Annotated in this window: 27 protein-coding genes; 13 read left to right on the forward strand and 14 right to left on the reverse strand. The window is 60.4% G+C overall.

Annotation, left to right across the window (positions count from 1 at the left end; translation table 11 throughout):
* Nucleotides 1-14: 14 nt before the first annotated feature.
* Together GSR16_RS04480 and GSR16_RS04485 are read right to left on the reverse strand one after the other, a co-directional pair.
* Nucleotides 15-719 carry an SAM-dependent methyltransferase gene (locus GSR16_RS04480; protein ID WP_159875339.1) on the reverse strand — a complete coding sequence of 235 codons (705 nt, stop codon included), beginning with the start codon at nucleotides 717-719 and terminating at the stop codon, nucleotides 15-17.
* The gene (locus GSR16_RS04485) at nucleotides 719-1,297 is read right to left on the reverse strand and encodes a Maf family protein (RefSeq protein WP_159875340.1); all 579 of its coding nucleotides are present in this window, start codon (nucleotides 1,295-1,297) and stop codon (nucleotides 719-721) included. The genes GSR16_RS04480 and GSR16_RS04485 overlap by 1 nt, the downstream gene beginning before the upstream one ends.
* Before the next feature lie 59 nt (nucleotides 1,298-1,356).
* Between GSR16_RS04485 and GSR16_RS04490 the strand changes: the two genes are divergently transcribed.
* The 11 genes from GSR16_RS04490 to GSR16_RS04540 all read left to right on the forward strand — a co-directional run bounded on the left by GSR16_RS04490 (nucleotide 1,357) and on the right by GSR16_RS04540 (nucleotide 11,115).
* Nucleotides 1,357-1,857 (forward strand): YceD family protein, encoded by a 501-nt coding sequence (locus GSR16_RS04490; RefSeq protein ID WP_159875341.1) that lies wholly within the window; start codon nucleotides 1,357-1,359, stop codon nucleotides 1,855-1,857.
* 35 nt (nucleotides 1,858-1,892) lie between these two features.
* The gene (gene rpmF / locus GSR16_RS04495) at nucleotides 1,893-2,072 is read left to right on the forward strand and encodes a 50S ribosomal protein L32 (RefSeq protein ID WP_045846169.1); all 180 of its coding nucleotides are present in this window, start codon (nucleotides 1,893-1,895) and stop codon (nucleotides 2,070-2,072) included.
* A gap of 68 nt (nucleotides 2,073-2,140) precedes the next feature.
* Nucleotides 2,141-3,178, forward strand: a complete 1,038-nt coding sequence (gene plsX, locus GSR16_RS04500; protein ID WP_159875342.1) for a phosphate acyltransferase PlsX — start codon at nucleotides 2,141-2,143, stop codon at nucleotides 3,176-3,178.
* A gap of 7 nt (nucleotides 3,179-3,185) precedes the next feature.
* The gene (locus tag GSR16_RS04505; protein ID WP_159875343.1) at nucleotides 3,186-4,145 is read left to right on the forward strand and encodes a beta-ketoacyl-ACP synthase III; all 960 of its coding nucleotides are present in this window, start codon (nucleotides 3,186-3,188) and stop codon (nucleotides 4,143-4,145) included.
* A gap of 155 nt (nucleotides 4,146-4,300) precedes the next feature.
* The gene (gene fabD / locus GSR16_RS04510) at nucleotides 4,301-5,230 is read left to right on the forward strand and encodes an ACP S-malonyltransferase (protein ID WP_159875344.1); all 930 of its coding nucleotides are present in this window, start codon (nucleotides 4,301-4,303) and stop codon (nucleotides 5,228-5,230) included.
* A 68-nt stretch (nucleotides 5,231-5,298) separates the two neighbouring features.
* The gene (fabG, locus tag GSR16_RS04515; protein WP_159875345.1) at nucleotides 5,299-6,036 is read left to right on the forward strand and encodes a 3-oxoacyl-ACP reductase FabG; all 738 of its coding nucleotides are present in this window, start codon (nucleotides 5,299-5,301) and stop codon (nucleotides 6,034-6,036) included.
* Between the two features lie 108 nt (nucleotides 6,037-6,144).
* On the forward strand, nucleotides 6,145-6,384 hold the full coding sequence (gene acpP, locus GSR16_RS04520) for an acyl carrier protein (protein WP_019103041.1): 240 nt from the start codon (nucleotides 6,145-6,147) through the stop codon (nucleotides 6,382-6,384).
* A gap of 165 nt (nucleotides 6,385-6,549) precedes the next feature.
* Nucleotides 6,550-7,791 (forward strand): beta-ketoacyl-ACP synthase II, encoded by a 1,242-nt coding sequence (gene fabF, locus GSR16_RS04525; RefSeq protein ID WP_159875346.1) that lies wholly within the window; start codon nucleotides 6,550-6,552, stop codon nucleotides 7,789-7,791.
* A 128-nt stretch (nucleotides 7,792-7,919) separates the two neighbouring features.
* The gene (locus GSR16_RS04530) at nucleotides 7,920-9,212 is read left to right on the forward strand and encodes an aminodeoxychorismate synthase component I (RefSeq protein ID WP_159875347.1); all 1,293 of its coding nucleotides are present in this window, start codon (nucleotides 7,920-7,922) and stop codon (nucleotides 9,210-9,212) included.
* The gene (gene pabC / locus GSR16_RS04535) at nucleotides 9,212-10,027 is read left to right on the forward strand and encodes an aminodeoxychorismate lyase (protein WP_159875348.1); all 816 of its coding nucleotides are present in this window, start codon (nucleotides 9,212-9,214) and stop codon (nucleotides 10,025-10,027) included. The genes GSR16_RS04530 and pabC overlap by 1 nt, the downstream gene beginning before the upstream one ends.
* A gap of 212 nt (nucleotides 10,028-10,239) precedes the next feature.
* Nucleotides 10,240-11,115, forward strand: a complete 876-nt coding sequence (locus GSR16_RS04540) for an EAL domain-containing protein (RefSeq protein WP_159875349.1) — start codon at nucleotides 10,240-10,242, stop codon at nucleotides 11,113-11,115.
* Between the two features lie 36 nt (nucleotides 11,116-11,151).
* Here GSR16_RS04540 and GSR16_RS04545 read toward each other — a convergent pair whose 3' ends face one another.
* Nucleotides 11,152-11,502 (reverse strand): DUF4936 family protein, encoded by a 351-nt coding sequence (locus tag GSR16_RS04545; protein WP_159875350.1) that lies wholly within the window; start codon nucleotides 11,500-11,502, stop codon nucleotides 11,152-11,154.
* A 79-nt stretch (nucleotides 11,503-11,581) separates the two neighbouring features.
* On the opposite strand from GSR16_RS04545, the gene GSR16_RS04550 reads away from it, so the two are divergent.
* Nucleotides 11,582-12,472, forward strand: coding sequence for a prephenate dehydrogenase (locus GSR16_RS04550; RefSeq protein WP_159875351.1), 891 nt, complete (start codon nucleotides 11,582-11,584; stop codon nucleotides 12,470-12,472).
* A gap of 1 nt (nucleotide 12,473) precedes the next feature.
* Nucleotides 12,474-13,220, forward strand: a complete 747-nt coding sequence (locus tag GSR16_RS04555) for an SDR family oxidoreductase (RefSeq protein WP_159875352.1) — start codon at nucleotides 12,474-12,476, stop codon at nucleotides 13,218-13,220.
* Here GSR16_RS04555 and GSR16_RS04560 read toward each other — a convergent pair whose 3' ends face one another.
* The 11 genes from GSR16_RS04560 to GSR16_RS04610 all read right to left on the reverse strand — a co-directional run bounded on the left by GSR16_RS04560 (nucleotide 13,221) and on the right by GSR16_RS04610 (nucleotide 26,207).
* Nucleotides 13,221-13,742: a type VI secretion IcmF C-terminal domain-containing protein gene (locus GSR16_RS04560; RefSeq protein ID WP_159875353.1), complete on the reverse strand. Its 522-nt coding sequence runs from the start codon at nucleotides 13,740-13,742 to the stop codon at nucleotides 13,221-13,223.
* The gene (locus tag GSR16_RS04565; protein ID WP_159875354.1) at nucleotides 13,729-16,491 is read right to left on the reverse strand and encodes an ImcF-related family protein; all 2,763 of its coding nucleotides are present in this window, start codon (nucleotides 16,489-16,491) and stop codon (nucleotides 13,729-13,731) included. Before GSR16_RS04565 ends, GSR16_RS04560 begins: the two co-directional genes overlap by 14 nt.
* A 45-nt stretch (nucleotides 16,492-16,536) precedes the next feature.
* A complete protein-coding gene (locus GSR16_RS04570; RefSeq protein ID WP_159875355.1) occupies nucleotides 16,537-16,815 on the reverse strand; it encodes a PAAR domain-containing protein in 279 nt (92 codons plus the stop codon).
* Nucleotides 16,812-17,972, reverse strand: coding sequence for a hypothetical protein (locus GSR16_RS04575; protein ID WP_159875356.1), 1,161 nt, complete (start codon nucleotides 17,970-17,972; stop codon nucleotides 16,812-16,814). Before GSR16_RS04575 ends, GSR16_RS04570 begins: the two co-directional genes overlap by 4 nt.
* A gap of 11 nt (nucleotides 17,973-17,983) precedes the next feature.
* The gene (locus GSR16_RS04580) at nucleotides 17,984-20,257 is read right to left on the reverse strand and encodes a T6SS phospholipase effector Tle1-like catalytic domain-containing protein (RefSeq protein WP_159875357.1); all 2,274 of its coding nucleotides are present in this window, start codon (nucleotides 20,255-20,257) and stop codon (nucleotides 17,984-17,986) included.
* The gene (locus GSR16_RS04585) at nucleotides 20,239-20,892 is read right to left on the reverse strand and encodes a DUF3304 domain-containing protein (RefSeq protein ID WP_159875358.1); all 654 of its coding nucleotides are present in this window, start codon (nucleotides 20,890-20,892) and stop codon (nucleotides 20,239-20,241) included. The genes GSR16_RS04580 and GSR16_RS04585 overlap by 19 nt, the downstream gene beginning before the upstream one ends.
* A complete protein-coding gene (locus GSR16_RS04590; protein WP_159875359.1) occupies nucleotides 20,874-21,527 on the reverse strand; it encodes a DUF3304 domain-containing protein in 654 nt (217 codons plus the stop codon). Before GSR16_RS04590 ends, GSR16_RS04585 begins: the two co-directional genes overlap by 19 nt.
* A complete protein-coding gene (locus GSR16_RS04595; protein ID WP_159875360.1) occupies nucleotides 21,512-22,162 on the reverse strand; it encodes a DUF3304 domain-containing protein in 651 nt (216 codons plus the stop codon). Before GSR16_RS04595 ends, GSR16_RS04590 begins: the two co-directional genes overlap by 16 nt.
* Nucleotides 22,163-22,303: 141 nt before the next feature.
* A complete protein-coding gene (locus GSR16_RS04600) occupies nucleotides 22,304-22,990 on the reverse strand; it encodes a hypothetical protein (RefSeq protein WP_159875361.1) in 687 nt (228 codons plus the stop codon).
* Between the two features lie 50 nt (nucleotides 22,991-23,040).
* The gene (locus GSR16_RS04605; RefSeq protein WP_159875362.1) at nucleotides 23,041-23,877 is read right to left on the reverse strand and encodes a toxin Tle1 chaperone Tla1; all 837 of its coding nucleotides are present in this window, start codon (nucleotides 23,875-23,877) and stop codon (nucleotides 23,041-23,043) included.
* Nucleotides 23,877-26,207 (reverse strand): type VI secretion system Vgr family protein, encoded by a 2,331-nt coding sequence (locus tag GSR16_RS04610; RefSeq protein WP_159875363.1) that lies wholly within the window; start codon nucleotides 26,205-26,207, stop codon nucleotides 23,877-23,879. The genes GSR16_RS04605 and GSR16_RS04610 overlap by 1 nt, the downstream gene beginning before the upstream one ends.
* Between the last annotated feature and the right edge of the window lie 37 nt (nucleotides 26,208-26,244).

The raw sequence follows: 26,244 nt of genomic DNA on the forward strand, positions 1-26,244 counted from the left end.
CATGGGGTGGTCTCTCAGGCAGCGTGCAGGATGAAAATGGCCGGGCGCTTGTGAAAATCCGGCGCGTCTTGCGGCCAGTCCTTTACCAGGCGGCTGACAATGGTTTCCGTCGGCAGGGTCAGGTCGCAGGCCACCGCCAGCCGGGTGGCCGGGGCCAGTGTCTCACGCAATTGCTGCAGCAGCGCGTTGTTGCGGTAAGGCGTTTCAATGAACACCTGGGTTTCATTGCGCTGGCGCGAGCGCTGCTCCAGCTCCTTCACCACCTTGGCTTTTTCGGTGGCATCCACCGGCAGATAGCCGTGGAAGGCAAAGCACTGGCCATTGGCACCGGAGGCCATCAGCGCCAGCAAAATCGAAGAAGGGCCGATCAGCGGTGCCACGCGGATGCCGCGTTCGTGCGCCAGTGCCACCAGTTGCGCGCCGGGGTCGGCCACCGCCGGGCAGCCGGCTTCGGATATCAGGCCCACGTCTTCACCGGCCAGCAGCGGCGCAAGCAAGGCGGCGACATCGGCGGGTTTTGTGTGCTCGTTGAGCGTGCTCATCGCCAGTTCGCGGATGGGCGTGGTGACGCCCAGCGCCTTGAGGTGCTTGCGGGCGGTTTTTTCCGCTTCCACCACAAAGTGGCGGATGTGCAGCACCTTGGCCGCTTCGCTGGCGGGCAGCCAGGCAATGCTTTCGTCGCCCAGCGGGGCGGGAATCAGAAACAGGGTGCCGGCCATTACAGAATCTCCACGCCTTCGGCGTTCAACATGCTGATGAGTTTGAACAGCGGCACGCCGATCAGGGCATTGGGGTCGTCCGACTCCACCTTTTCCAGCAGGGCACCGCCCAGGCCTTCACTCTTGGCGCTGCCCGCGCAGTGCAGGGCGTCCGGCTCGCGCGTCAGATAATGGCGGATTTGCTGCTCGGTGAGCTGACGCAAGGTAACGCGGGTGATGCCCACGGTTTCCTGCAAGCGCCCGCTGGCGCTGTTGTAAAGCGCCAACGCAGAATGAAACACCACGGTGCGGCCGCTCATCCATTGCAGCATGGCTACGCCGTTTTCAAACGAGCCGGGTTTGCCGATTTGCTGGCCATCCAGCAGGGCCACCTGGTCGGAACCGATGATCAGCGCATTCGGGTAATCGGCCGCCAGGGACTGGGCTTTGCTGCGTGCCAGCCGCACGGCGGTGTCCAGTGCGCTTTCGCCGGACAGCGGGGTTTCGTCGCAGACGGGCGGCACGGCGGTGAAGGGCAGCCCGAGGCGGGCGATGATTTCCTGCCGGTAGCGGGAGGTGGAAGCCAGGATGATCTGCATGGTGGGATTGCTTGATTATTTTGACAAATCAGGGAGGCGGATTATATCATGCTGGGTTTATGTCTAACCCGATTTTGATCGACCCGCTCAAGTTCGCCCGTGAGGGCCGCGTGCTGACCGGCAAACTGCCCGTCAGCACCCTGGACGAGCGTGTACACAGCGACCTGTCCGAACCTTCCGGCACGGTGGAATACACCCTGGAAGGTTTTCGCGACGGTTCGTCCCGCCTTTCCCTGCGCCTGCAGGTGAAAGCCAGTGTTGCGGTAAGCTGCCAGCGTTGTCTGGACGTGATGCCGTACCAGGTGAACACCGATTCGGTGGTCACCTTGTTCACCCGGCAGGAAAAGCTGGATGAAGCCTGCGAGCTGGACGAAACGCTGGATGGCATTCTCGCGCCGGAAGAGCTAGATGTGGTGGCAATGATCGAAGACGAAATCATCATGGGCTTGCCGCTTTCGCCGAAACACGACGAATGCGGTTCGGAAGCTCTGACACGTGCCAAGGCTGACAAGCCCAATCCGTTTGCGGTGCTGGCCACGTTGAAGATCTCCAAGTCTTGAGTTATCAATACACGCGATTTTCCTAGGAGTCGAACATGGCTGTTCAACAGAACAAAAAGTCCCCGTCCAAGCGCGGCATGCATCGTGCACACGATTTTCTGACCGCTCCGTCGCTGGCCAAAGAGCCGACGACCGGTGAAACCCACCTGCGTCACCACATCAGCCCGAACGGCTTCTACCGTGGTCGCAAGGTTGTTGCCACCAAAGGCGAATAATTCGTCCTTTTTCACCCAATACTTACCTTTTGTATAAAAACAGGTAGGTTTCACTACCGTACACGTTGATGACTATCACCGTCGCGGTTGATGCAATGGGCGGTGACGTTGGCCTCAAGGTCACCGTCCCAGCATCGATCCAATTCCTGCAAGACCATCCCAACACCAATCTGATTCTTGTCGGAGACCAGGCAGCCATCGAGGCTGAATTGTCTCGTCATCCGGGTGTTGCGCGTTCGCGCGTCCGTATCCAGCATGCCACCCAGGTGGTAGGCATGGACGAGTCGCCGCAGCTCGCCCTGAAGAACAAGAAAGATTCGTCGATGCGGGTGGCGATCAATCTCGTCAAGGAAGGCGAGGCGCAAGCCGCCGTGTCTGCCGGCAATACCGGCGCACTGATGGCAACCGCACGCTTTGTCCTCAAAACCATCCCGGGCATCGAACGACCGGCCATCGCCAAGATGATGCCATCCGTCAAGGGCAGCACCTGCATGCTGGACCTGGGCGCCAACGTCGATTGCACGCCAGAACAACTCATGCAGTTCGGCATCATGGGCTCGGAGCTGGTTTCCAGCATTACCGGCAATGCCAATCCGCGTGTCGGGCTGCTCAATATCGGCTCGGAAGACATCAAGGGGAACGACAGCGTCAAGCGCGCCGGCGAATTCCTGCGTCAGTCCGAGTTGAACTTCATCGGTAATGTCGAAGGTAACGACGTCTACAAAGGCACGGTAGATGTGGTAGTCTGCGACGGTTTTACCGGCAATGTGGCGCTCAAGTCGGCTGAGGGGCTGGCGCACATGATTGCCTCTTTCCTGCGGCAGGAATTCACCCGCAACTGGTGGACTCGCCTGTGTGCGCTGGCAGCCATGCCGGTGCTCAATCAGTTCCGCAAACGTGTCGACCCGCGTCGCTACAATGGTGCCAGCTTGCTGGGCCTGCGTGGCATCGTGGTGAAAAGTCATGGTGGAACCGATGCCGTTGGATTCCGTTTCGCGCTGGAACAGGCTTGCGAGGAAGCCGGCTCCGACGTGATTGGTCATATTACCGACCGGGTTGCACACCAATTAAACAATCTCAAGCAAGCCGAGCCGGAAGCGAACTGATTAATACATGGCCCATTCCCGCATTCTAGGCACTGGCAGCTACCTGCCATCCAATGTGCTCACGAATGCGATGCTGGCCGAGCGCGTGGAAACCAGTGACGAGTGGATTGTCTCGCGCACTGGCATTCATGCCCGCCACATCGTGTCCGATGAAGAAACCACCAGCGATCTGGCGCTGAAGGCGGCTGAAGCCGCCATCCAGAGCGCTGGCATCGACAAGGCCGAGATCGACCTGATCATCGTCGCCACCACCACGCCCGACATGATTTTCCCCAGCACCGCCTGCCTGTTGCAGGAAAAGCTGGGCATTCATGGCTGTGCCGCATTCGACGTGCAGGCAGTGTGTGCCGGCTTCATGTTTGCCCTCACCACGGCGCACAACTACATCAAGGGCGGCATGGCCAGCAAAGTGCTGGTGGTCGGTGCCGAAGTGATGTCACGGGTGATGGACTGGGAAGACCGCCGCACCTGCGTGCTGTTTGGTGACGGTGCCGGTGCCGTGGTACTGGGCGCATCGGACGAGCCGGGCATCCTGCATGCCAAGCTGGCCTCCGATGGCCGCTACAAAGACATTCTGAATACCCCGGCGCAGATTTCCGGCGGCAAGATCCAGGGCATTCCCTTCTTGCACATGGATGGCCCGGCGGTATTCAAGTTTGCCGTCAAGGCACTGTCCGACATCGCGGCCACCACCCTGGCCGAGGCTGGCGTGGACAAGTCGCAAGTCGACTGGCTGGTACCGCATCAGGCCAATCTGCGCATCATCGAATCCACAGCCAAACACCTGGGCATGTCGATGGAGCGGGTGATCGTGACATTGCCGCAACAGGGCAATACCTCGGCGGCTTCCATTCCGCTGGCGCTGGACCATGCCGTACGCGATGGCCGTATCCAGCGTGGCCAGACCATTCTGCTGGAAGGCATTGGCGGTGGTTTTGCCTGGGGTGCAGTGTTGCTGAAGTACTGATTCTTCGCGACGGAAGTCTGGCTGGTTTCATGCCATGCCCTGCCTCAGGATAACGCCCATTCTCATGGGCGTTTGATCTGACTGCTTGGCAGAATGGTCTGGTTTGCCGCATTCTTCCGTCGATTATTATTCCGTCGTATTTGCGGAGACTGTCTATGGCGTTTGCCTTTCTCTTTCCCGGTCAGGGCTCGCAAAGCCTGAAAATGATGGATGGCTTTGCCGACCTGCCGGTCGTCAAGCACACCTTCGAAGAAGCCTCCACCGCGCTGGGCGTGGACCTGTGGGCCATGCTGCAAGCGGACAGCGCCGAAGCCATCAATGCTACCGTCAACACCCAGCCCATCATGCTGGCTGCCGGTGTGGCCACTTATCTGGCCTGGCAGGAAGTTGGCGGTCAGCAGCCCTCGGTTGTTGCCGGTCACAGCCTGGGTGAATACACCGCGCTGGTGGCTGCCGGTGCGCTGCCGTTTGCCGAAGCCGTCAAGCTGGTGCGCCTGCGCGCCGAAGCCATGCAGAACGCTGTACCGGCCGGGCAGGGGGCCATGGCCGCCATCCTGAACCTGTCGGATGACGAAGTGCGCGCTGCGTGTGCTGAGGCGGCCAATGGCGAGGTGGTGGAAGCCGTCAATTACAATTCGCCGGGCCAGGTGGTGATTGCCGGTTCCAAAGCTGCCGTCGAGCGCGCCATGGAAGCCTGTAAGGCCCGTGGTGCCAAGCGTGCGCTGCCGCTGCCGGTGTCGGTGCCTTCGCACTGCGCGCTGATGAAGCCAGCCGGCATGCAACTGGCCGAAGCCCTGCTGCAAGTACACATCAATACCCCGGCTATTCCGGTGTTGCACAATGCCGACGTAGTCAGCTACGGCGACGCTGCCGACATCCGTGATGCGCTGGTGCGCCAGCTGTACAGCCCGGTGCGCTGGACCGAAACCATCCAGAAGCTCGCTGGTGACGGCATCCTGAGCATGGCCGAGTGTGGTCCTGGCAAGGTGCTGGCGGGTCTGGCCAAGCGTATTGACGGCAACGTCAAGTGCCTGGCACTGACCGATGCTGCCGCGCTGCAAGCAGCCAAGGCCGAGTTGCAGTGATATTCAGCCACCAGCCCAGCTGTGTGCGGCTGGTGGTTGGTGAAGTACACAACAAGGAGACATCCTCAATGAGTCTGCAAGGCAAAGTAGCCCTGGTTACCGGCGCTTCGCGTGGCATTGGCGCAGCCATTGCCGATGCGCTGCAAGCCGAGGGCGCCATTGTCATCGGCACCGCGACTTCCGAGTCCGGCGCAGCTGCCATCAACGAACGCCTGGCTGCGGCCGGTGGTGCCGGTCGCGTGCTGAACGTGACGGAAGACGGTGCCATTGAAGCGCTGGTTGACGCCATCGACAAGGAATTCGGAGCCGTGGCCATTCTGGTCAACAATGCCGGCATTACCCGTGATGGCCTGCTGATGCGCATGAAGGACGACGACTGGGATGCCATCATGGATACCAACCTGAAGTCGGTATTCAAGGCATCCAAGGCGGTACTGCGCGGCATGATGAAGGCCCGTTGGGGTCGCATCATCAACATCGCTTCGGTGGTAGGTGCAACCGGCAACCCCGGTCAGACCAACTACGCAGCGGCCAAAGCCGGTATCATGGGCTTCACCAAGTCCATGGCACGTGAGGTTGGCAGTCGCAATATCACGGTAAACTGTGTGGCACCGGGTTTTATCGATACCGACATGACCCGTGCACTGCCGGAAGAACAGCGCACCGCGCTGGTGGGCCAGATTTCCCTGGGCCGCCTGGGCGATGCCAAGGATATTGCTGATGCAACCGCCTTCCTGGCATCGGACCGTGCGGCCTATATCACCGGCCAAACACTGCACGTAAATGGCGGCATGTTCATGGCCTGACCTGTCCTGTCCAACAAAAGACAAGATTTAGGTGGGCTGCTCTAATTTTTTTTTGTAGAATACACGGGTTTTGTGATCCCGAATCAGAAAGGTCAAGGGTTTAGACAAATGGAAAACATCGAAGCGCGCGTTAAAAAGATCGTTGCCGAACAACTGGGCGTAAACGAAGCTGAAGTCAAGATCGAATCGTCCTTCGTTGATGATCTGGGCGCTGACTCCCTCGACACCGTTGAGCTGGTAATGGCTCTGGAAGAAGAGTTCGAGTGCGAAATCCCGGACGAAGAAGCTGAAAAGATCACCACTGTTCAGCAAGCCGTTGATTACGTTACCGCCCACCTGAACAAGTAATACTTTCAGGCCTGTACAGGACCTCTGCGCGGTGTGGCCTTGGCTCGCCTGCAGAGGTTCTTTTGTTATAGAGGGTTCCAAACGTCCGTTTGACTGTCATCAACTTCACACGGAAGTTGTGGGATCATCGGGAGACTGCCTCCCCTCTACTCACGGAGATTCTTCGTGTCCAAACGCAGAGTTGTAGTAACCGGTCTGGGACATATTTCCCCGGTCGGCAATGATGTCACTACCGGCTGGACCAACCTGTTGGCCGGCAAGAGCGGCATTGGCAAAGTGACCCGTTTTGATGCCAGCGATCTGAATTGCCAGATCGCCGGCGAGGTCAAGGACTTCGACATCAGCGCGTACATTTCTCCCAAGGAAGCACGTCGTTCCGACCTGTTCATCCACTATGGCATTGCAGCAGCGCTGCAGGCCGTGGCTGATGCCGGCCTGGATGATGTTGCCGATCTGGACAAGACCCGCGTTGGCGTCAACATCGGTTCTGGTATCGGCGGTCTGCCGCTGATCGAGGAAACCGGCGTGGCCGTACAGCAAGGCGGTTCGCGCAAGATCGGTCCTTTCTTCATCCCCGGTTCGCTGATCAACCTGATCGCTGGCCACGTGTCCATCCTGAAGGGCTTTCAAGGCCCGTCGTATGGCATCGTGTCTGCCTGCACCACCGGTGCGCATTGCATCGGCGATGCAGCCCGGATGATTCAGTACGGTGATGCCGACGTGATGGTGGCCGGTGGTGCCGAAGGCGCCATTTCCAAGCTGGGCATGGGCGGTTTTGCCGCCATGAAGGCGCTGTCCACCCGCAATGACGACCCGGAAACCGCGTCCCGTCCGTGGGACAAGGGCCGTGACGGCTTTGTGATGGGCGAAGGTGCCGGTGTGCTGGTGCTGGAAGAATACGAGCACGCGGTCAAGCGCGGCGCGCGTATCTATGCCGAACTGATCGGTTTTGGCATGAGTTCCGATGCCCACCACATTACCGCTCCGAATGCGGATGGCCCGGCCCGCGGCGTGCAGAACGCACTGCGCGATGCCCGGATCAACCCGGATCAGGTGCAGTATGTGAATGCGCACGGTACCTCCACCCCGCTGGGTGATGCCAACGAAACCAGCGCGCTGAAGATTGCCTTTGGCGATCACGCCAAAAAACTGGTGGTGAACTCCACCAAGTCGATGACCGGCCACTTGCTGGGCGGTGCTGGTGGCGTGGAAGCCATCTACTCCATCCTGGCGCTGTACAACCAGGTATCGCCGCCCACCATCAACCTGCACGAGCAGGATGTGGAAGCCGGTTGCGATCTGGACTACGTGGCCAATACCGCCCGCGACATGAAGATCGACATCGCCATTTCCAACTCGTTTGGTTTTGGTGGTACCAACGGTACCTTGGTGTTCAAGCGCATCTGATGCCAGTCTTGTGTTGCGGTGCTGTTGCACCGCAGCGCGAAAACGCATTGACAGCCCGAACCGCTGCGATACACTCGCGGCGGTTTTCTTTTTTTGCGGCGCGCACAATGCCGCTGTGTGGAACAGGCATGTTTACCGAACAACTCGACTTCCTGCCCGAGCTGCTGGCCCTGCATGCCGCGCATCGCGCTGACCTCCCTTACCTGCTGCTGTCCTCTGGCGATCAGGGCTGGGACATGCTGTTTGCCGCCGAAAGCACCACCCTGTATCACGCGGGTGAAGGCGAGGCCTTTGTCGAGGCCCTGCGCAGCTTTCAGCCGCAGGCGGTGGACAATCCGCATGGTCTGCCTTTTGTCGGTGGGCATTTCCTCTATCTGGGCTACGACTTGTTGTCGCAGTTTGAAAGTTCGGTGGCAGAAGCACTGCCGGACAGCTTCCCGCTGGCAGCCATGGCACGCGTACCCGCCGCCTTGCTGATCAACCGGCGCGAGCAGACGGCCTGGATCGTGGCCGAAACCGCCGAGCAAGGGCAGCGCCTGAACCAGCTGGCGCGCAGCATTCCTGCATTTGTACCTCACGCTGTCAGTCTGCAGGCGTTGGAAGAAGACCCGCCCAGCTGGTATACCGATGCCGTGCTGCGGCTAAAGCAGTACATCTACGAAGGTGATGTGTTCCAGGTGAACATTTCACGCGGCTGGCGGGCTGAACTGAGGCCGGAAGTAGCCGCGCCCGACCTGTTTGCCGCCCTGCGCCGTGCCAATCCGGCCCCGTTTTCCGCGCTGGCGGATTTCGGTCAGGCGCAGATTGTCAGCTCCTCGCCCGAGCGGCTGGTGCGGGTGCGCGATGGCTGGGCCGATACCCGCCCGATTGCCGGCACCCATCCTCGCTCGCCCGACCCGGCCGAAGATGCCGCCCTCAAGCAGCGGCTGATTTCCAGCGTGAAGGAACGGGCCGAGCACGTGATGCTGATCGACCTGGAACGCAACGACCTGGGGCGCATCAGCCAGCCCGGCACGGTGGAAGTGAACGAACTGATGGCGGTGGAAAGTTATGCCTACGTCCACCACATCGAATCTAATATCCGTGGCCGCTTGCGTGCGGATGTCTCGCCGCTGGACACCATCCGCGCGCTGTTTCCCGGCGGCACCATCACCGGCTGCCCCAAGGTTCGCACCATGCAGATCATCCGCGAGCTGGAAAACAGCGCCCGGCGTGCCTATACCGGCAGCCTGGGCTATCTCAACCGCGATGGCAGCATGGACCTGAATATCCTCATCCGCACCTTCATGCAGGAAGGGCAGCAGCTGCGCTTCCGTGCCGGTGGCGGCATCGTGGCCGACTCCGATCCGGAACGTGAACTGCAGGAAACCCGCCACAAGGCGCGTGGCCTGCTGCGTGCCCTGGGGGTGGAGCAAGCCTGATGGCCATGCTGATCAACGGCCAGCCGGGCGAGCAGATTTCCGCACTGGATCGTGGCCTGGCCTATGGTGACGGCATCTACCGCACCATCGAGATCAGGCAAGGCCAGCCCCGCTTGTGGGCCTGGCAATACCGGCGCCTGGCTGCCGATGCCGCCCGGTTGAAACTGCCGGTGCCGAACGACGCCTTGTTGCTGGCTGAAATCTGCCAGCTTGCCACGGGACTGGAGCAGGGCGTGGCCAAGATCGTGCTCACCCGTGGCGTGGGCGCGCGCGGCTATGCCATGCCGGCAGATAGCCAGCCCACCCGTATGGTATCGGTCACCCCCTGGGCCGGCTATCCGGCCGAACGCGCCCGTGACGGGGTGAACGTACGCTGGTGTGAAACTCGCCTGGCCAGCCAGCCCTTGCTGGCCGGCATCAAGCACCTCAACCGGCTGGAAAACGTGTTGGCCCGCTCTGAATGGACAGACCCAGCCATCCATGAAGGCTTGATGCTGGACACGCGCGGCCTGCTGGTGGAGGCCACCATGAGTAATGTCTATCTGGTGACCGGGCAGCAAATCATCACCCCGAAACTGGATCAGAGCGGTGTGCAGGGCATGCTGCGCGACTGGTTGTTTGTCCATGCCGCGCAGCTTGGCTACCAGATGGAAGAAGCCGAGATTGCCCCCGCGCAGCTGCAAGCTGCCGATGCGGTATTCCTGTCCAATAGTCTGATCGGCCTGTGGCCGGTGGCCAGCATCGATGGCCAGCCCTTGCCGCAAGCACATCCCTGCTGCGCCCAGCTGCAGGCCTTGCTGGCGGCTGAGGCCTGATCTTTCCTGCCGCTGAGTCAGTATCTACGCCGCCTGTGGCTGGTGCTGGCCTGCGGTATCGATGTTTTCACTTAGATATATTTTGCATAAGGTCTGCTGATTAAATTATTTCTGGCGCTAAACAGGGCTGGTTATAGTGGCTGCCACAAGGCGGGGAGCCGTTTCCCTGCACCAAACCAGCGTGCATCCACGCTGCGCCAAGGAGAATCAGCATGGTGGCAGCCAGCCTGCTGGAACAGCTTGCCTGTCAACAGCCCGCCGCACTGGCACCCATCGAACACGACCTGGCTTTCATCAACCAGCTGCTGAATGCGCACCAGTTCGAACAATTTCCGCTCAGCCTGCAAGCCGGACGGGTGCGTGGCCGCCATGAAGAGTGGCGTTTCCGCTCGGTATTCCAGCCCATCTATGCGCTGGAGAACGGTACCACCCGCCTGTGGTCGGTGGAGGCGCTGGCACGGGTGACCGACAGCTTTGGTGGGCAGTTGATCCCCACCGTGCTGTTTGCCGCCGAAACCTCACCACGGCGCTCGGTGTTTCTTGACCGTCAGCTACGCTGTCTGCACCTGCTCAATTTCCTGCTGCAGCATCCTGCGCCGGATCTGGTGTTATCGCTCAATGTCAATGCCCAGCATCTGGTCAATGTCAGCGAGGCCCACGGCCAGTTTTTTGCCGAAGTGCTGCAACAACTGAATATTTCGGCCAACCGTATCTGCCTGGAAGTGGTGGAAGATGCAGTCAGCGACCCGATGCGCCTGCTGGAAGCGGTACAGCGCTACCGCAGTCTGGGTTTCCGTATTGCGCTGGACGACTTTGGTCAGGGCGCGTCCAATCTGGAAAGGGTATGGCTGCTGGAACCGGACTACGTCAAGCTGGACAAGGTGTTGATGCGCCACGCGCTGATGCGCCCCAGCGTGCGCGACAAACTGGCCCGGCTAGTGGACATCCTGCATCTGCACGGGGCGCTGGTGGTGGGCGAAGGGATAGAAAGCACCATGCAGCTGGATATTGCCCGCGCTGCCGGCTGTGATTTCGTGCAGGGTTTCCATCTGGCCCGGCCAGCAGAATTGCTCAAGCTGTCTGCCTGATCGCAGCTCCCGCACGCAGCGCTGATGCCTGTGGCTTCAATCATCCAGCGGCACAAACCACTCCGCATGCCGCGCTGTTAACGCCTGTTCCAGCCCGTAGTCATGCAGCGCCTGCTGCAGTTGGCGGGTAAATGCCACGCTGTCTTTCACCTCCCGATACACTTCCATCCAGGTCTGCAGATTGGTGTTGGCTGCCTCATCCTGCCTGCGCATCAGGCTGGCTTGCACACCATACTCCGTCAGCTTGGCCTGCATCTGGCGCAGGCGTGGCAGCAGCACGCGGCCTTGCGCCGGGGAAATCTGGTAATACACATACAGCTGGCTGGACATGGTCTGGCTCTCTTCTATCGGGCGCAGGCTTTGCAGTAGCGCAAAATCGCTTATCATAGGCCTTTCGTCCATAACGGTGGGCGACCGGAAAAATAGTGCCGGAAAATAGGATGGCAGCGTAGAAAAGGGGAGAGGTGTGCAGCAGGGGATTACCACCTTGGTGGTGGTTGGCGTCGGTCTGATCGGTGGCTCGTTTGCCTTGTCGCTCAAGCGTGCAGGCAAAGTGCAGCACGTTATCGGCGTCGGTCGCACACTGGAAAACCTCAACCGGGCGCTGGAACTGGGTGTGGTGGATGAAATCAGCCAGGATCTGGCCGCCGTGGCCGACCGGGCGGATATGGTGTTGCTGGCCTGCCCGGTGGGACAGATGGGCCGCATGATGCAGGCCATGGCCCCCTGCTTGCAGCCGCATGCCATCGTCACCGATGCCGGCAGTACCAAGGGTGATGTAGCCCAGCTGTTTGCCCAATACCTGCCGGTGCAACTGGCCAACTGTGTACCGGCCCATCCCATTGCCGGTTCTGATTTGTCCGGTGCTGCCGCTGCCCAGTACGGCCTGTATGAAAAGCGCAAGGTGGTGCTCACCCCCTTGCCGCAAACCAGCATCACCGCCTGTGACACGGTGGCCGAGCTATGGCAGGCCTGCGGTGCTGTCATCCACCGTATGAGTCCCGCCGAACACGACAGCGTGTTTGCCACCGTCAGCCATCTGCCGCATCTGCTGGCCTTTGCCTATGTCGGCATGGTGGCCGGCAAGGACGACGCCAGCCGCTGTTTTGATTTTGCTGCCACCGGTTTTCGCGATTTCACCCGCATTGCCGGCAGCCATCCGGAAATGTGGAAGGACATCACTCTGGCCAACCGTACGGCCCTGCTGGACGAATTGGAACGCTACCGCCTGGCGTTGGCCGCCCTGACCGCCCAGGTGGAGGCTGCTGACGACGCTGGCCTTGCGGCCACCTTCGAAACCGCCCGTGCCGCCCGCGTGGGCTGGTATCAACGTTTTCTGCGTGAAGGGCAAACCTGAAATGGCACGCACCCTGCTGATTACCGGCGCATCACGCGGCATCGGTGCAGCCACCGCAGTGCAGGCGGCCAGCGCCGGCTGGCAGGTGGCAGTGAATTACCGGCAGGATGAGGCAGCTGCGCAGCAAGTGGTGGCAGCCATCCGCGCCCAAGGCGGCGAGGCCGAGGCCTTTCAGGCTGATGTATCGGACGAGGCGCAGATCATCCAGCTGTTTGCCACCGTGGCCACCCGCTTTGGCTGCATCGACGGCCTGGTTAACAATGCCGGTGCCACCGCGCCGCTGGCGCGGCTGGACAGCTTCAGCGCCGAACGCATCCTGCGCATGTTGCTGCTGAATGTGGCGGGCCCCATGCTGTGCTGCCGCGAGGCCGTGCGCCGTATGTCCACTCTTCACGGCGGGCGTGGCGGCATCATCGTTAATGTGTCTTCGGCGGCGTCGCGGCTGGGTTCTGCCGGTGAATATATCGATTATGCCGCCAGCAAGGGTGCCATCGATACCCTCACCCTGGGCCTGGCGCGGGAAGTGGCCGGGGAGGGCATCCGCGTCAATGCGGTGCGCCCCGGCCTGATCGAAACCGGCATCCACGCGCTCAGTGGCGAAGCTGGCCGCGTGGCGCGTCTCTCCTCTAGCGTTCCCATGCAGCGTGGCGGCCAGCCGGAAGAAGTGGCTGCCGCCATCGTCTGGCTGCTGTCCGATGCCGCCAGCTTTTGCACCGGCAGCATTCTGGATGTGTCCGGCGGACGCTGATCAGTGCGTCGCCGTGGACTTCTGCGCTGCTGCCGGTGACCCGGGCACGACAAATACCCGGCCCGGTAGTTTGAGCTGACGTAGCTTCAGCAGGGCCAGCGGGCCTTCTCCCGTTGTGGTGCGCAGAATATAGCGCGCAGTCAGTCCGTCAGGCAGGGCAAAGTCCAGCTGGTAGCGTGCCGGATCCAGTTGTTCCACCCGCGCGTGCTCCAGCAAGCGGATAAATCCCCAGCGGCCGTTAAAATCGAGCGCCTGGCGGGTACCACTCTGTTGCGACTCCCATAACAGCCGCGCTCCGGCCTGTTGGCCATCCCCTGGCCAGTGCAGCGGGCTCCAGCTTTCCCGCTGATTGAAATAAGGCAGGCTCTGGCCATCGAATTCCAGCGTGGTGCGCACCAGTCCGGGCATGGCAATCGGCTTTAGTTCAAAGGCATAGCTGGGGGTACCCGGGGTGTCCCAGCGGCTGGCCAGGCGGCTGAGGGTATTGATGGCATTGAGGAAGTCCGCATCAAAAGGGGCCATATTGCTGAGGGTGGGATTGGCTGGCGCACTGGTCGCCTTCTTGCACCAGTGCGCCAGCCAGGCTATTGGCCAGAAAGCTGGCAATGCTGCCTTGTTCCGGAGCCAGGTAGCGTCCCAGCCCGGGCAGGGAGGCTTCCTGTTCGCCGTGGCTGAAGGGGAAGCGGCCATTCATCTCACCGCCCCAGGGCAGCAGGATGCTGCGCCGCCACAGATCGTTTAGCTCGGCGGCGGCAGGCAATATCACCACGCTGCCGGCATTGTCCAGCGGGCTGACAAACAATTGCTGGGCAAAACCGGCCCATTGCGCCCCCAGACTGGTAGCCAGCAGGGCCGCGTATTGCTGGCCATCGCTCAGCGGATTCTGCTGCCCTTTGAACAGGGTTTGCGCCAGCTGGCGGGCAGCGGCATCCGGATTGGCGGCATTGGCCAGTTGCTGCAGTTTCAGCCGTACCGCACTGACACTGTCGAGATAGCGGGCCAGACTCACCGTGCTGTGCACCGCACCTGCCGTCCCTTCGTTTTCCGCACCGGTCAGCAGTAATAGCGGACCAAAGGCGCTGGCCAATGGATCATCCTGCCCCAGGCCGCTGGGGGCAGGGCGTTTCTTGTCGGCTTTGCCCACCAGTTGCCGGGTTTTATCCAGAAGATTGCTGGCCAGCGACTGTTGCGCCGCCCCGGCCTGGCCCTGGTATTGCAGCAACGTCATCACTGCCTGCAAGGGCGAGCGTTGTGGGTCGCTCAATACACTTAACTGCTCCACGGAGGCGGATAACGAGGCAGCATTCTGCCAGCGCAAGCCATTCAGATAACGCTGCCATGCATTGGCGTAATCTGCAAAATAGCGTTGCAGCAGCTGGGCCTTGAGGGCCGCGCCATCACTGCGTGCCGCTTCTGCACCCAGCACCCACAAGGCTTCGCCGCCCTGTTTGGGGTCGGCCTTGTCGATGGCCTCGCGCACATAGCCCTCCCAGGCTTCGCGGGTATATTCACCGGGTACGCTGCCGGGCAAGACAAACAGGCCGCGGCTATCCACCCCAGGCAGCAGGCTGGCAGCGCTGCGTGCGGGATACTTGGCGGCGGCGGTTTCCATCAGCTTGCGATAGAGCGCCGCATCGCCATGTTCCACTCCGTCCAGCGACAGCAATGTCTGCCGGGCTGACTCCACCAGCCTGGCATCGGCGGGCAGGCGCCAGCCCGGCTGTGCCGCCAGGTGGTTGCTGTAAAAGCGCAGGATCTGCGCACGTGGCCCGCTGCCCTGGCCTGCGGCCTGCAGCAACTGCGCACTAAGGAAACCCGGCTCGGCACGGGCGGGCTGGTCCAGCATCAGATAGGCTTTCAGGCTGGCATAGGCTTGCTGCTGCGCGGGTTCGCGCGCAGCATCTTCCCCGGATAGCGGCAGGCCATCCACTGCCTGCAACACTTGCTGCAAATTGCGCTGTACTGGCTGCACAATCCAGCGTTGTGCCGCCCGGCCATAGCCCGCCAGCAAGCGTGGCTGCATGGCCGCAGTCTGATCCAGTCCTAGCCGCATCCAGCCGCCCTGCTGCTGCGCCTGTTCCAGGGCCTGAATGTCTTCCTGCACCGCCAGCAAGGCCGGGATGGCGCGCTGGGCGGTAGCGGCTTGCCGCAGCGCCTGCAGATGCTGCGTGGCGCTGGCAAGGTGGTGCTGTTGCTGCATGAACACCACCAGCATAGCCAGCAAGAGTCCCAGGCCCAGTACCGTGCATAGCCAGCCCAGGCCATCGCTCAGCGACAGGCGGTGGCGGCGCGGGGCCTGGTCGCGCAGCAGCTGTGCTAGCTGGCCGGGCAGGCGGGCGGCTTGGTCGGCTACCCAGGTCAGCCCGGCCAGCTTCTGCCCGGCAGGCAGGTGATTGCTGATCTCGGCCAACTGCTGCGCCAGCTGTTTCAGCACGCCCGGCCGGGTCAGGGCTTCTGACAAGCGCAAGCGTGCGGTGTCGGCAGGGGACTGCAATATATTGGCCTGACCCTCTACGGCCAGTTGCCAGGCCAACTGCTGCAGCTGCCGGGTGGTGGTGGCTGGCTGGCCGGCATCGTCCAGTTCCAGCACGACGCCTGCCCCCGGGGCGGGCCAGCCACTCAGGGCCAGACTGAGCGGCAAGCGCCAACCGCTGCGCCGATTGAAGTCGAGCAAGCGCTGCAAGGCCTCATCGCCCACCTTGGGCAGGGCCTGGCCGCATTGCATGACCAGCGCATCCAGCGGCTGCCGCCAGCGGCCACGCAATCGTTGCAGAGTCCGGTCATCCATGCCCTGGTCGGGGTTTACATAAAACACGCTGTCCGTGTCCTGCCAGGGGGGCGGGTGATCTACATCCGCTGACAAGGGGCCGGGTGAGCCAGCTAGCTCTGCGCGTAATACGCCTACCCACGGTTTGATTGCTCGCCATTTGCCGGGATAGTGCTGCTGCATGTATTGGCGAGGGCTCAGCCAGGCTTTGGTGGTGGCGGAAGCAAATACCTCTGCTGCTGTCCTGCCGCATGAGTGCTCGGGAGGGATGGCATGACGCTCTGCCTGCCTGATCCACAGATAAACCACCACACCCGGCAGACTCAGTAGCGCAATGCTCAGGCCGATGCTCCAGACCACCCGCTCTGGTTGCTTGGCATAAAAGCCACCCAGGTACAGATTGGCAATCAACAGCAAGGCCATGCATAACAGCATCAGCGACAGTGCCAGCACGACAGCCCAGATACGCAATTTTCCTGTCGGTTTCAGCAGGGAGGAATTCATTGAAATAATCCTTTAGACGCCTGATTGGCTACTGCATGACGGTGATCAACCATGGGCATTGGCATGTCCAACCACGACGATACGAGGCTTGGGTTGGCAGCGGCAGTCGCACACATCATCTTGCAGTGCAATGCGTTTGCCATGGCTCAACAGGCTGTGTCGTTCTCCCACGCAAACAATGCGGCCGGTGCTGCCACATGCGGGGCAACTGACCGGGTCATTTTCATAGGCCATTTTTTTGCCATGAATCAGGCCGGGGCCGGATGCATGTACTGTGCCGCCTGCCGTGGTTTTGTCACCATCCACTGCAATTAACCGTTTCATGGTTTTCCTTTCGCTAGCGGAACCGCTGGTGTGACAATACCCAGCCAGTCTTGCTCGTTGTCCTTGGCCAGCCAGCCAGTGGCGCGTTCATTGAGATTTGCCTGATCCATGGCACACAGCAGGGTGACCCAGGCTTGCAGCGGGCCAAGCTCTCCCCAGTAGGCTTGCTGCGCTTGTTCCAGCAAGGGCCAGCCGGCATCTTCCAGCAAGGCATTGGCCTGGCCGCTGGCAGACAGATAGCCTGCCGGAGCCTCATCCAGTGCCGCATTGTCTTGCGTGCGCTGTACATGTTGTCTGTCAGACAAAGGGACCGGGCGATGCAGCCGGAATGCGCCGCCATGGCGGCTTAACATGATGGCGAATGCCGCTTCCGCTGCCGGTACGCTGCGGCTGGCATCGCTAGCCGGACAGTGCAGGCCCAGGCAGATGATTGCTTCCACGGGGCGGGTTTCATCGTGCAGCCGGTCGATGATGTATTCCAGCATCGCGACTCCCCCTTCCAGTTGTGGATGTGGCGGCAGATTCAGGCCGTGTTGCTGCATTTGCACACGCAAGCCAGACCATGCCTCCGCACTCCCGCACCAGGCAAAGCCGCAGGCTTGTATGGGGTTGCCGTGCAGCCATGTTGCCAGTGCTTTGGCCAGCGTCGCCAATATGGTGTTCTGGCGGTCATTCCATGAAGCGGGAGAAACCGACAGCACATCAACTATCCTGAGCACCCCCTCCTTGGCCTGAGGCGGGGCCGCGTGCAGGCCGCGTGCCAGCCTGTCCCGGCTGTGCGTATCACCACATGCAGGCCCCCATAACATGGATTCCCGCACGCTGGCACTCTCCTGACGGCACCTCAGCCACCAGGTATGGTGCTCAGCCTGGGTATGTTGCTGGACAGCGGCATACAGTTGCCACAAGGCATACCAAGCCAGTCGCAGCGATACCGCTATCCCGGCCAGCAAGCATCCGGGCAGCAAGGCATACCACCAAAACTGCTCCCGTTGTGCTGTGCTCGGTGTGCCCTGGCTGAACCACCACAAGGTGAGCAGGGCATCACCGGCTACCAGCACTACACTCAGCAACAGGCAGGGCCAGATACGGGGTGGTGTCGCCAGCGGGACTGCGGCATAAGCCGGTGTACTGGCATGCCGCTGTGCTGCGTCCATGGTGCAGTGCATTAGCCTCCCCCTTGCTGCCGGGCCAATTCCGCCGGCTGTGCCTGAGCCCCGGCAGGCGGTTCGCAGCTTGCCGCCGCTTTTTGCAAGGCGTTCAGATAGCGCTTGTTGGTGATGTCATCGTACAAAATCGTCCGCAAGCGGAAGTAACTGCCGTCTGTCTCGCGGTTGCCGGTGGCTGCCACCATGAACCAGGCGCGCGAGTCGTGTATGTGCTCGTCAAACAAGGCCAGCAGATCGCGGTTGGCCGCGGCGCTCAGGCCCTGGCCATTGCCTGCGTCACGCCAGCGTTGCTCGCCTTCGCGCAGCAAATAAACCCCTTCGTATTCGTGGTCCGGGTTGATCGGGCGGGAGAGTAGCGTAGCCAGCCACAGGCCGGTCTGGGTCAAGGTCCAATGCCAGGGGCGGTCCCAGTCCGGGTCGCTGTCAATCAGACTAGCCTGGCCTGGTTCGGCCAGCGGGCTGGGCAGGCGCTTGCCCTTTTCATTGAACCGCTGGTCCACCCGCCGCCAGTGCAGATAGTCTTCGCGAAACTCCAGCGCCGCTTCGCGCAGCTGTGAGTGGTCCATGCTGGGGTCGAAGTCCTTGGCGGGGGATGGCACGCTCAGCCCCGGCACCACCTGGCCGCTGCGTGGGTCCACCACGCCGGGCGGGGCCGGGTTGGCCGCCACCTTGTCCTGCGCTTTTTGTACATCGCGCATGGTGCTGCCGGGGCGGTTGATCACCGTGGCCAGTTCGTCTTGCGCCTGCTCATGTGCCTGCGCTTGCTGCCAGGCGGTGTTGGCCCAGTCGTTATGCATGGCATCGTCCGGCGGAATGCGCCGGAAGGCGGCGGTTTGCTCCTGCTGCACCCCACCGCTGCCGCCCAGGCCACCGGCAAAGCGTTCGATGCGCCAGGCGGTGATCAGCGCGGTTTGCTTGACCACGATTTTTTCCACCGTGTCCTCGGCGCAGTCGCGCAGTTGCGCCCAGGCGTTGAAGCGGGTGATGAGTTTATCCGCCACATCAAAAGAGTTTTGAGTTTCCTCACCCATCCAGCGCCAGCTTTCGATACTGGCCAGCTTGCCTTCGCTGGTATCGTAATAACTTTTCGGCACCGTCATTGGCGCAGCGGCACGGAATGCCAATAGATACATGCGGCGCAGGGCAATCTGCGACAGCTGCATGCCCACCTCGCCGCCACAGCGGCCCTGCTCGCGCAGGCCGTAGCCACCGCCCACATCAGAATGCACGCCGGGGTAGACAAATTCGCCCAGATTGCCTGCCGGGTAGCGGCCGGACGGCAGCCGGGTGGAGTCCAGCGGAAAGCAGATGCGCTGCTCGTGCGCAGCCACCAGGTGCACATGCTGGCCAATAAAGCCGGGGGCCTGCGGCAACGGCATGGTATGGTCCGCCCAGTCCATATGGCCCAGCGCCGGCGGGCGGATGGCGGCCAGCCCCACCGAGGCCACGGTATCGAACAGGCCGACAAACGGCACCTTCACCGGCACGCCAAACAGCCGGTACTTGCCATCCTCGCCGTACTCGCACAGCTCCAGCAACCAATGCAAGAAGGCGCGCGCCTCGGCCGCACCACGGGAGAAGCCATACACATGCACCCGCAAACCAGCCAGCTTGGGCGCTTGCTGCACCTCCAGATGCTGGATGATGGAGGCCATGCCATTGCGCATGGCCTGGCGGCGGCGCTGGCTGGGCGGCACCGGCCCCTGCCGCCGGGTATCCCAGTTATTCAACTCGCCGTTCACCATGTCGCAGGCAATGCGATAGGCCTCATCATCCGGCAAGTCTTCCGGGTGGTCCGGGTCCGGGCTTTTCGATTTGCGCAACGCATCAATCAGCCGGGTCAGCCCCCACAGAATGCGCATCTGCCCGCCAGCGGCGTATTTCAGCCCGGCAGCAGAGAAGCTCATTTCATGGATTTCCTTGAACTGGGTACCCACCCCTTGCAGATAGTAGGAGAAGTAGCCATCGCGCGCCGCGCGCTCCCCCTGGATGGAGGCATCGTATAGCCGGGCAATATTGGAGTGGCTGTTGGTGAGCCGGTCGGTGGCGCGGTGGTTATTGGTGCCATCGAAGAACAGCGACACATTGGTCACCAGCCCGCAAGGGGGCGGGCGGCGCTGGGCGCGGGCGGCCAGGCAGGCCTCCTGCATTTCCTGTTGCTGCAAATAGCGCGTATTGCGTAATTCCTGGGCATCACTGGGAAAGGCATCCAGCTGCTCATCCCAGGGGGCGGCCAGTTGGGCGTGTTCCAGGTTTATTGCGCTTTCGGACATGACTGACCCTCCAGTTGTTTGGCTTCAGCTCTCCACTGTTTGATCAGTGGATATTTCTGTTGGCAATCCAGTACCAGCCGTACCTGATGGCAGGGCAGGAACACCAGATTCAGGCCGCAGGTACTGCCATATCGTGGAATCTCCACCTGCGCGCTGTAGTGCTGGTAAGTCATTTGCTTTTTTTTCATGTACTCGCGAAAAGCGTTACGGTCTTTCGGACCACAATCCAAGCAAGGATTGGGGTCCTCCACCCAGCGCACGGTGGCCATCAGGCCGGGACGCCAGGTGCGGGGCAGCGTGGCGCAGCACTCCTCGCCGCCGGACACCCCGGCCACACCCAGAAACTCAAACTCGGCACTGATGACGGTGTAGATATGCGGGTTGAAGTCATACAGATGGGTAGGCACGCCAATCAGCCCGCCCCCCGGCCCGGCCAGGCTGGAGCACGCTGCCAGCCACGGCAGCAGCAGGCAGAGCAGCGCGCGCTTAAACCAGCGGATGCCGTGCCGCCAGAGCTGTCGCCGCCAATGGCGCATATCGCGCAGTTGCTGGGCAGCACCGGGGAAGGCATCCAGCTGCTCATCCCAGGGGGCGGCCAGTTGGGCGTGTTCCAGGTTTATTGCGCTTTCGGACATGACTGACCCTCCAGTTGTTTGGCTTCGGCTTCCCACTTCGCCAGCATCGGGAATACTTGTTTGCTATCAATCACCAGCCTGACCTGATGGCAGGGCAGGAAGGCCAGATTGATGCCATAGGTATCCTGGTACGGCGGAATCTCCACCTGCGCGCTGTAGTGCTGGTAGGTGGCTTCTTTCCTTTTCATGTATTCACGAAAAGCATTCTCATTTTTAGGACCGCACCCCAGGCAAGGATTGGGGTCCTCCACCCAGCGCACGGTGGCCATCAGGCCGGGACGCCAGGTGCGGGGCAGCGTGGCGCAGCACACCTCACCGGCAAAAACCGCAGACTTGCCCAGAAACTCAAACGTCACGGATTTGACGGTGTAGATATGCGGGTTGAAGTCATACAAATGGGTAGGCACGCCAATCAGCCCGCCCCCCGGCCCGGCCAGGCTGGAGCACGCTGCCAGCCACGGCAGCAGCAGGCAGAGCAGCGCGCGTTTAAGCCAGCGGATGCCGTGCCGCCAGAGCTGTTGCCGCCAGCGGCGCGTGTCGCGTAGTGCCTGGGCATCACTGGGAAAGGCATCCAGCTGCTCATCCCAGGGGGCGGCCAGTTGGGCATGTTCCAGGTTGATTACGGTTTCGGACATGCTTGACCCTCCAGTTGTTTGGCTTCGGCTTCCCACTTCGCCAGCATCGGGAATACTTGTTTGCTATCAATCACCAGCCTGACCTGATGGCAGGGCAGGAAGGCCAGATTGATGCCATAGGTATCCTGGTACGGCGGAATCTCCAGCTGCGCGCTGTAGTGCTGGTAAGTCATTTGCTTTTTTTTCATGTACTCGCGAAAAGCGTTACGGTCTTTCGGACCACAATCCAAGCAAGGATTGGGGTCCTCCACCCAGCGCACGGTGGCCATCAGGCCGGGACGCCAGGTGCGGGGCAGCGTGGCGCAGCACTCCTCGCCGCCGGACACCCCGGCCACACCCAGAAACTCAAACTCGGCACTGATGACGGTGTAGATATGCGGGTTGAAGTCATACAGATGGGTAGGCACGCCAATCAGCCCGCCCCCCGGCCCGGCCAGGCTGGAGCACGCTGCCAGCCACGGCAGCAGCAGGCAGAGCAGCGTGCGTTTAAGCCAGCGGATGCCGTGCCGCCAGAGCTGTTGCTGCAAATAGCGCGTGTTGCGCAGTTGCTGGGCGTCACTGGGAAAGGCATCCAGCTGCTCATCCCAGGGGGCGGCCAGTTGGGCGTGTTCCAGGTTTATTGCGCTTTCGGACATGGCTGTTTCTGCACTTGTAAGTGCTCCAGTTGTTTGGCTGCTTATTTTTAAGATGGAAGCCCAGCTAAAAAATGTGGCTGCGTTGCACCGTTTTGCCGGGTACAACGCCATTCTTTCGCCGTTGAAAACAGTGAGCCATGCTTACTTGAAAAGTGGTGCAAGGTTTTTATTTAAAATTTTCAAGTAGTTGTTTGATAGCTTCTTAAATTCTTCTGTTTCTCTTTTCTCCTTGTCTTTGAAATTTTCGGTTGATGAGTTGTTTTTATTGATTGCTCGGATGTAAGTAATGGAGATGTTGTTATTTTCTTTCGAGTAAAGTTGGATAGAGGCAAGTATGGGGGTGTCAAAGGCATATTTCGTCTCGAACGTATTGCAGTCGAGACTGGGTATTGCTTTGTTGTTGTTTGTAATTTCTTCCTCTGATTTTCCTGTGTAATTTTTTTCGCATATCTTTGGCAGGTAGGTAAAAGGTATGCTTTGACTCATCGTAATGCTTAGCATGTAGTCTGGCATTTGTTCTAAATTGTTTGATGAGGTGTATAGTTCAATGCCAATCTGATTTTTACTGACGATAAAAGATCCAGTATCCAGTCCGCCAGGCAGTGGCTTCCATTCTCCCGGTGGGAGTGGAATATTGAAATTGCCTATTTTTATTTCCTTGCTGATTGGTTTGTTACTGTTTATCCAGTCTTTTAGTTGATCAATGCTTTCTTTTGAAAAATATATTTTTTCCGATTTTAATGTGTCGGCATGACTTGTTGCCGAAGTGCAGAGAATGCTGCTTAGCATTACAATGGCGATTGCGCTGTGACGGAGTGTGGTTGACATGGTGTGCTTCCTTTGTGGTTTAGCGGAGGTTTATTTGGTAATGGCTGGGGTTAATTACCCTTGAGGTGGTTGTTTGTTTTTCCTGTGTTTTGCAGTTTTTCATCAATAAAGGCATTGCGCTCTGGTTCAGAAAGCAGACTTTCCTCATCGGCAAGTAATTGCATTTGATAAAGAAGTTGCATCATGGCTTCTTTGTTAGGCAGGCCAAATTTATCAGCAGTGGCTTCATGGGTTTGTTGCCATTTTTCCGCCTGATGCCAGGCACTCAGCGCTTGTACGCTACCATCGCTCAGGTGTAGTACTTGATGTGGCCAGTCCGGCAAAGAGGGGAAATCAGTTGGGCGGTTTATCCGACTGGAAACGCCATCCCGGTCTTGCCAGTGAATGGAGTGAATGGGTTCGAAAACAAATTTGAATTCGGCAGGGGATAAATTGCTGAGTGCTATATGCAAACAACGTGGATCGTAAAAACGAAATATCATGGGTAGCAGGCCATCCTCCAGTTCCACTTGCGTGGCTTGTGTTAACCGTTGAGCAAGTTGATCCAGATTGATATGTGCTTGTGCGATGATGAAAATCAGACGAGGTTCATTTTCTATAATCTGCATTAATTCCAGTAATAGTTTTACTTGTGGTTGTTGCTCCGTGTTGATGGCAATTAATACCGGCCCGGATACGGCTACCGATTGGTGAGCCGTATTGTCCAGTAACAGACGATGGGCTGGTTCTGTAGAGTGGTATCGAATGGTTTGCAGAATTAAATTCTTATCATCTGCCAGATCAATCATGGCAAATAGCTGGTTTTGCTTTTCTTGCCGTAGTTGGGTGAGCAATTCATCTAGCCATTCTGCTGTTGTATGCGATTTGGTTTTTTGTACATGCAACATTAGCTATGTCCTCCAGTGAGTACTTGTCCTTCTTTGAAAGCGCGCTCCAGGCAAGACTTGCAATTCACCTTGGTAAAGGATGGAAGTGGAATGGATTTGGCCTGTGGACTGGTAATACTGAAGTCGCCAAAGTGGGTGATTGGCCCTGCACCGCTACCCAGTTTTAGCCCTTCACTGCCAATGCTGATCCAGCTGCCGCCAGCCGCCAGCATGATTTCTTTGGCATTGATGACGACTTTGCCATTGGAGCTGCTGATATTGAGCTCTCCCATGGATGCCAGTTGTAATGCATCGGACTGCGCCTGGATTTGAATGGGACCTTTATTGGCGAATAATTTGATGCCTGCTTTCAGGGCAAACAGGCTGATGATTTCACTGACATTGACCGTCAGTTTTTTCATGACCGTAATCGCGGTATTTCCATTACTGCTGACGGCCAGGGTTTTTCCCGTATTCAGGTGCATGGTGCCAGGAGTGGACAGCGCTATTCCTGCGGGAGACGTGGCTACCAGCACGGCTTCCTGTAACTGTTTTATTTGCTGCTGTAACAACTGGTGTTGTGCTTGCCAGTCCAGCTCTTCCGCATTGGCCATTTTTGCTGCGCTACTCATGGCGCGGACATTCTGGTTGGCTTCATCCAGTGTCTGGTAGGTTTCGGTCAGGTCGGTTTGCTTGCCGTGAGCGTGCTGCTGGGCATGGGCGGACAGCAGCAGGCCTTTACCCGCACGGATGGCCCCCCACTGGTCGCTGCGCAACTCAAACCCTGCCCCGCGCGGCTGGCGCTGGGCGTCCACCAGGTGGCCGATATTGAGCTGGGTTTTGCCGTACTCGGTGGCCAGCTTGATGTGCTCCTTGCCCTGCAAGTCCTCCATGCGCAGCTTGTTGTGGGCGCGGGTGAGGATGACGTTGCGGGTGTGCCAGCCGCTGTCGATGTGATCCGGCTTGCTGCTGTCGTGCATGGCCGACGCGATATAGGGGCGGTCGATATCGCCATCGGTAAAGGCGATGTTGACGCGGGTGCCGGCGTGCAGGGGCAGGTGCAGGCCAAAGCCGCCGCCGGCAAAGGGTTTGGCCAGGCGTACCGGGCGCGAATCGCTGCCGGGGGGCCATGCATCCAGATCAAACAGAAAGCGCACCCGGTAGCGGCCATCGGCATCCAGAAAGGGATAGCGGTAGCTATTGTTGGCCGGGCTTACCACCATGGCGGGCAGGGTGCCGTGGATGCGTGGCTTGTCGCGCAGGGCCGGTCGCCAGATGCGGTCGGCAGGGATCACGCTGAACTGGTTGTGATAGGCCTGATCGCGCGCGCCCTGATGGCGCACGGCGGTGAGCAGCCAGCCGTGGGGGGCCTCGGCAAAGGCCTGGCTGAGGGTGAGCACGGCACCGGGGCGGCAGCGTAGTACATTACCGGCCCCCTCGCCGCGACACTGACGGCTGAGCGACAGCTGGTGACGCAGCAGCGCCAGACGCAGGCCCTCGTCGGCATTGCGCTGCCCTTCGCCCCAGTCATCATCCAGCCCATGGGCCGCCGGGGTATCGTCGGGGCTGTCCACCCGGCTGGCCAGCGGGGTGCTGGCACTGCGGTAGTTGAAGTCACGGCGCTGCACGCTGTGCAGCATGGGCTGGTGGTGCAAGTCGAAACGGCGCACCACTTCGCGGCCGACGCCCTCCAGGCCGGCATCGGGGCTGAGGGGGATCATGGGCAGCAAGCCGCGCTGGTAATGCTCCAGATTGTCGCCAAAGGCCAGCAGCGCGCGGCCATCGTCAGCGGGGATCGCCTGATAGAACAGCCCGGCATCGGCGGCCAGACGCTGGATGAAATCCAGATCGCTCTCGCGATACTGGGTAATGTGCTCGAACAGCGGATAGTCGGCAGTCAGGTCCAACTGCAGGGCGCTGCCGGCCAGGCCATGCTGTTGCAGCACGGCTGCGATGACGGCGGGAATGCTCTGTTGCTGAAACAGCCGGGTGTGGCGGCCATCGGCGAGGGCGGCCAGGGGCGGGCCGATGCGAAAGCGGTAGCGGGTTTCCTGCTGATTGGTGTGCAGGCGGCTGGCGGCGCGCACCAGGCCCTGCCAGCGTCGGGTGTGGTCAGGGGTGGGTGGGGGCGTCAGGCCGGGGATGAGGGGCAGCGGATTGGCCTGGGGCGGAGTGATGGTAAAGGCGACGGGCTGGTGGATGAGGCAGGCGAGGGGGAGGTCTGCTTGTGGGGAAGTGACGGAGACCTCGAGCAGGAAGGGGGTGTCGAGGGCTTCGTCGAGGGTAAAGGCGAACACGGACAGGTCCAGCCCCAGGCGATCGGGGAAGGCGAGCTGATAGGGGTTGGGCATGGTGGGTCCTTTAAGTGGGTGATAGCCGCACCGGCAG

Source organism: Aquitalea denitrificans (assembly GCF_009856625.1).
Taxonomy (GTDB): Bacteria; Pseudomonadota; Gammaproteobacteria; order Burkholderiales; family Chromobacteriaceae; genus Aquitalea; species Aquitalea denitrificans.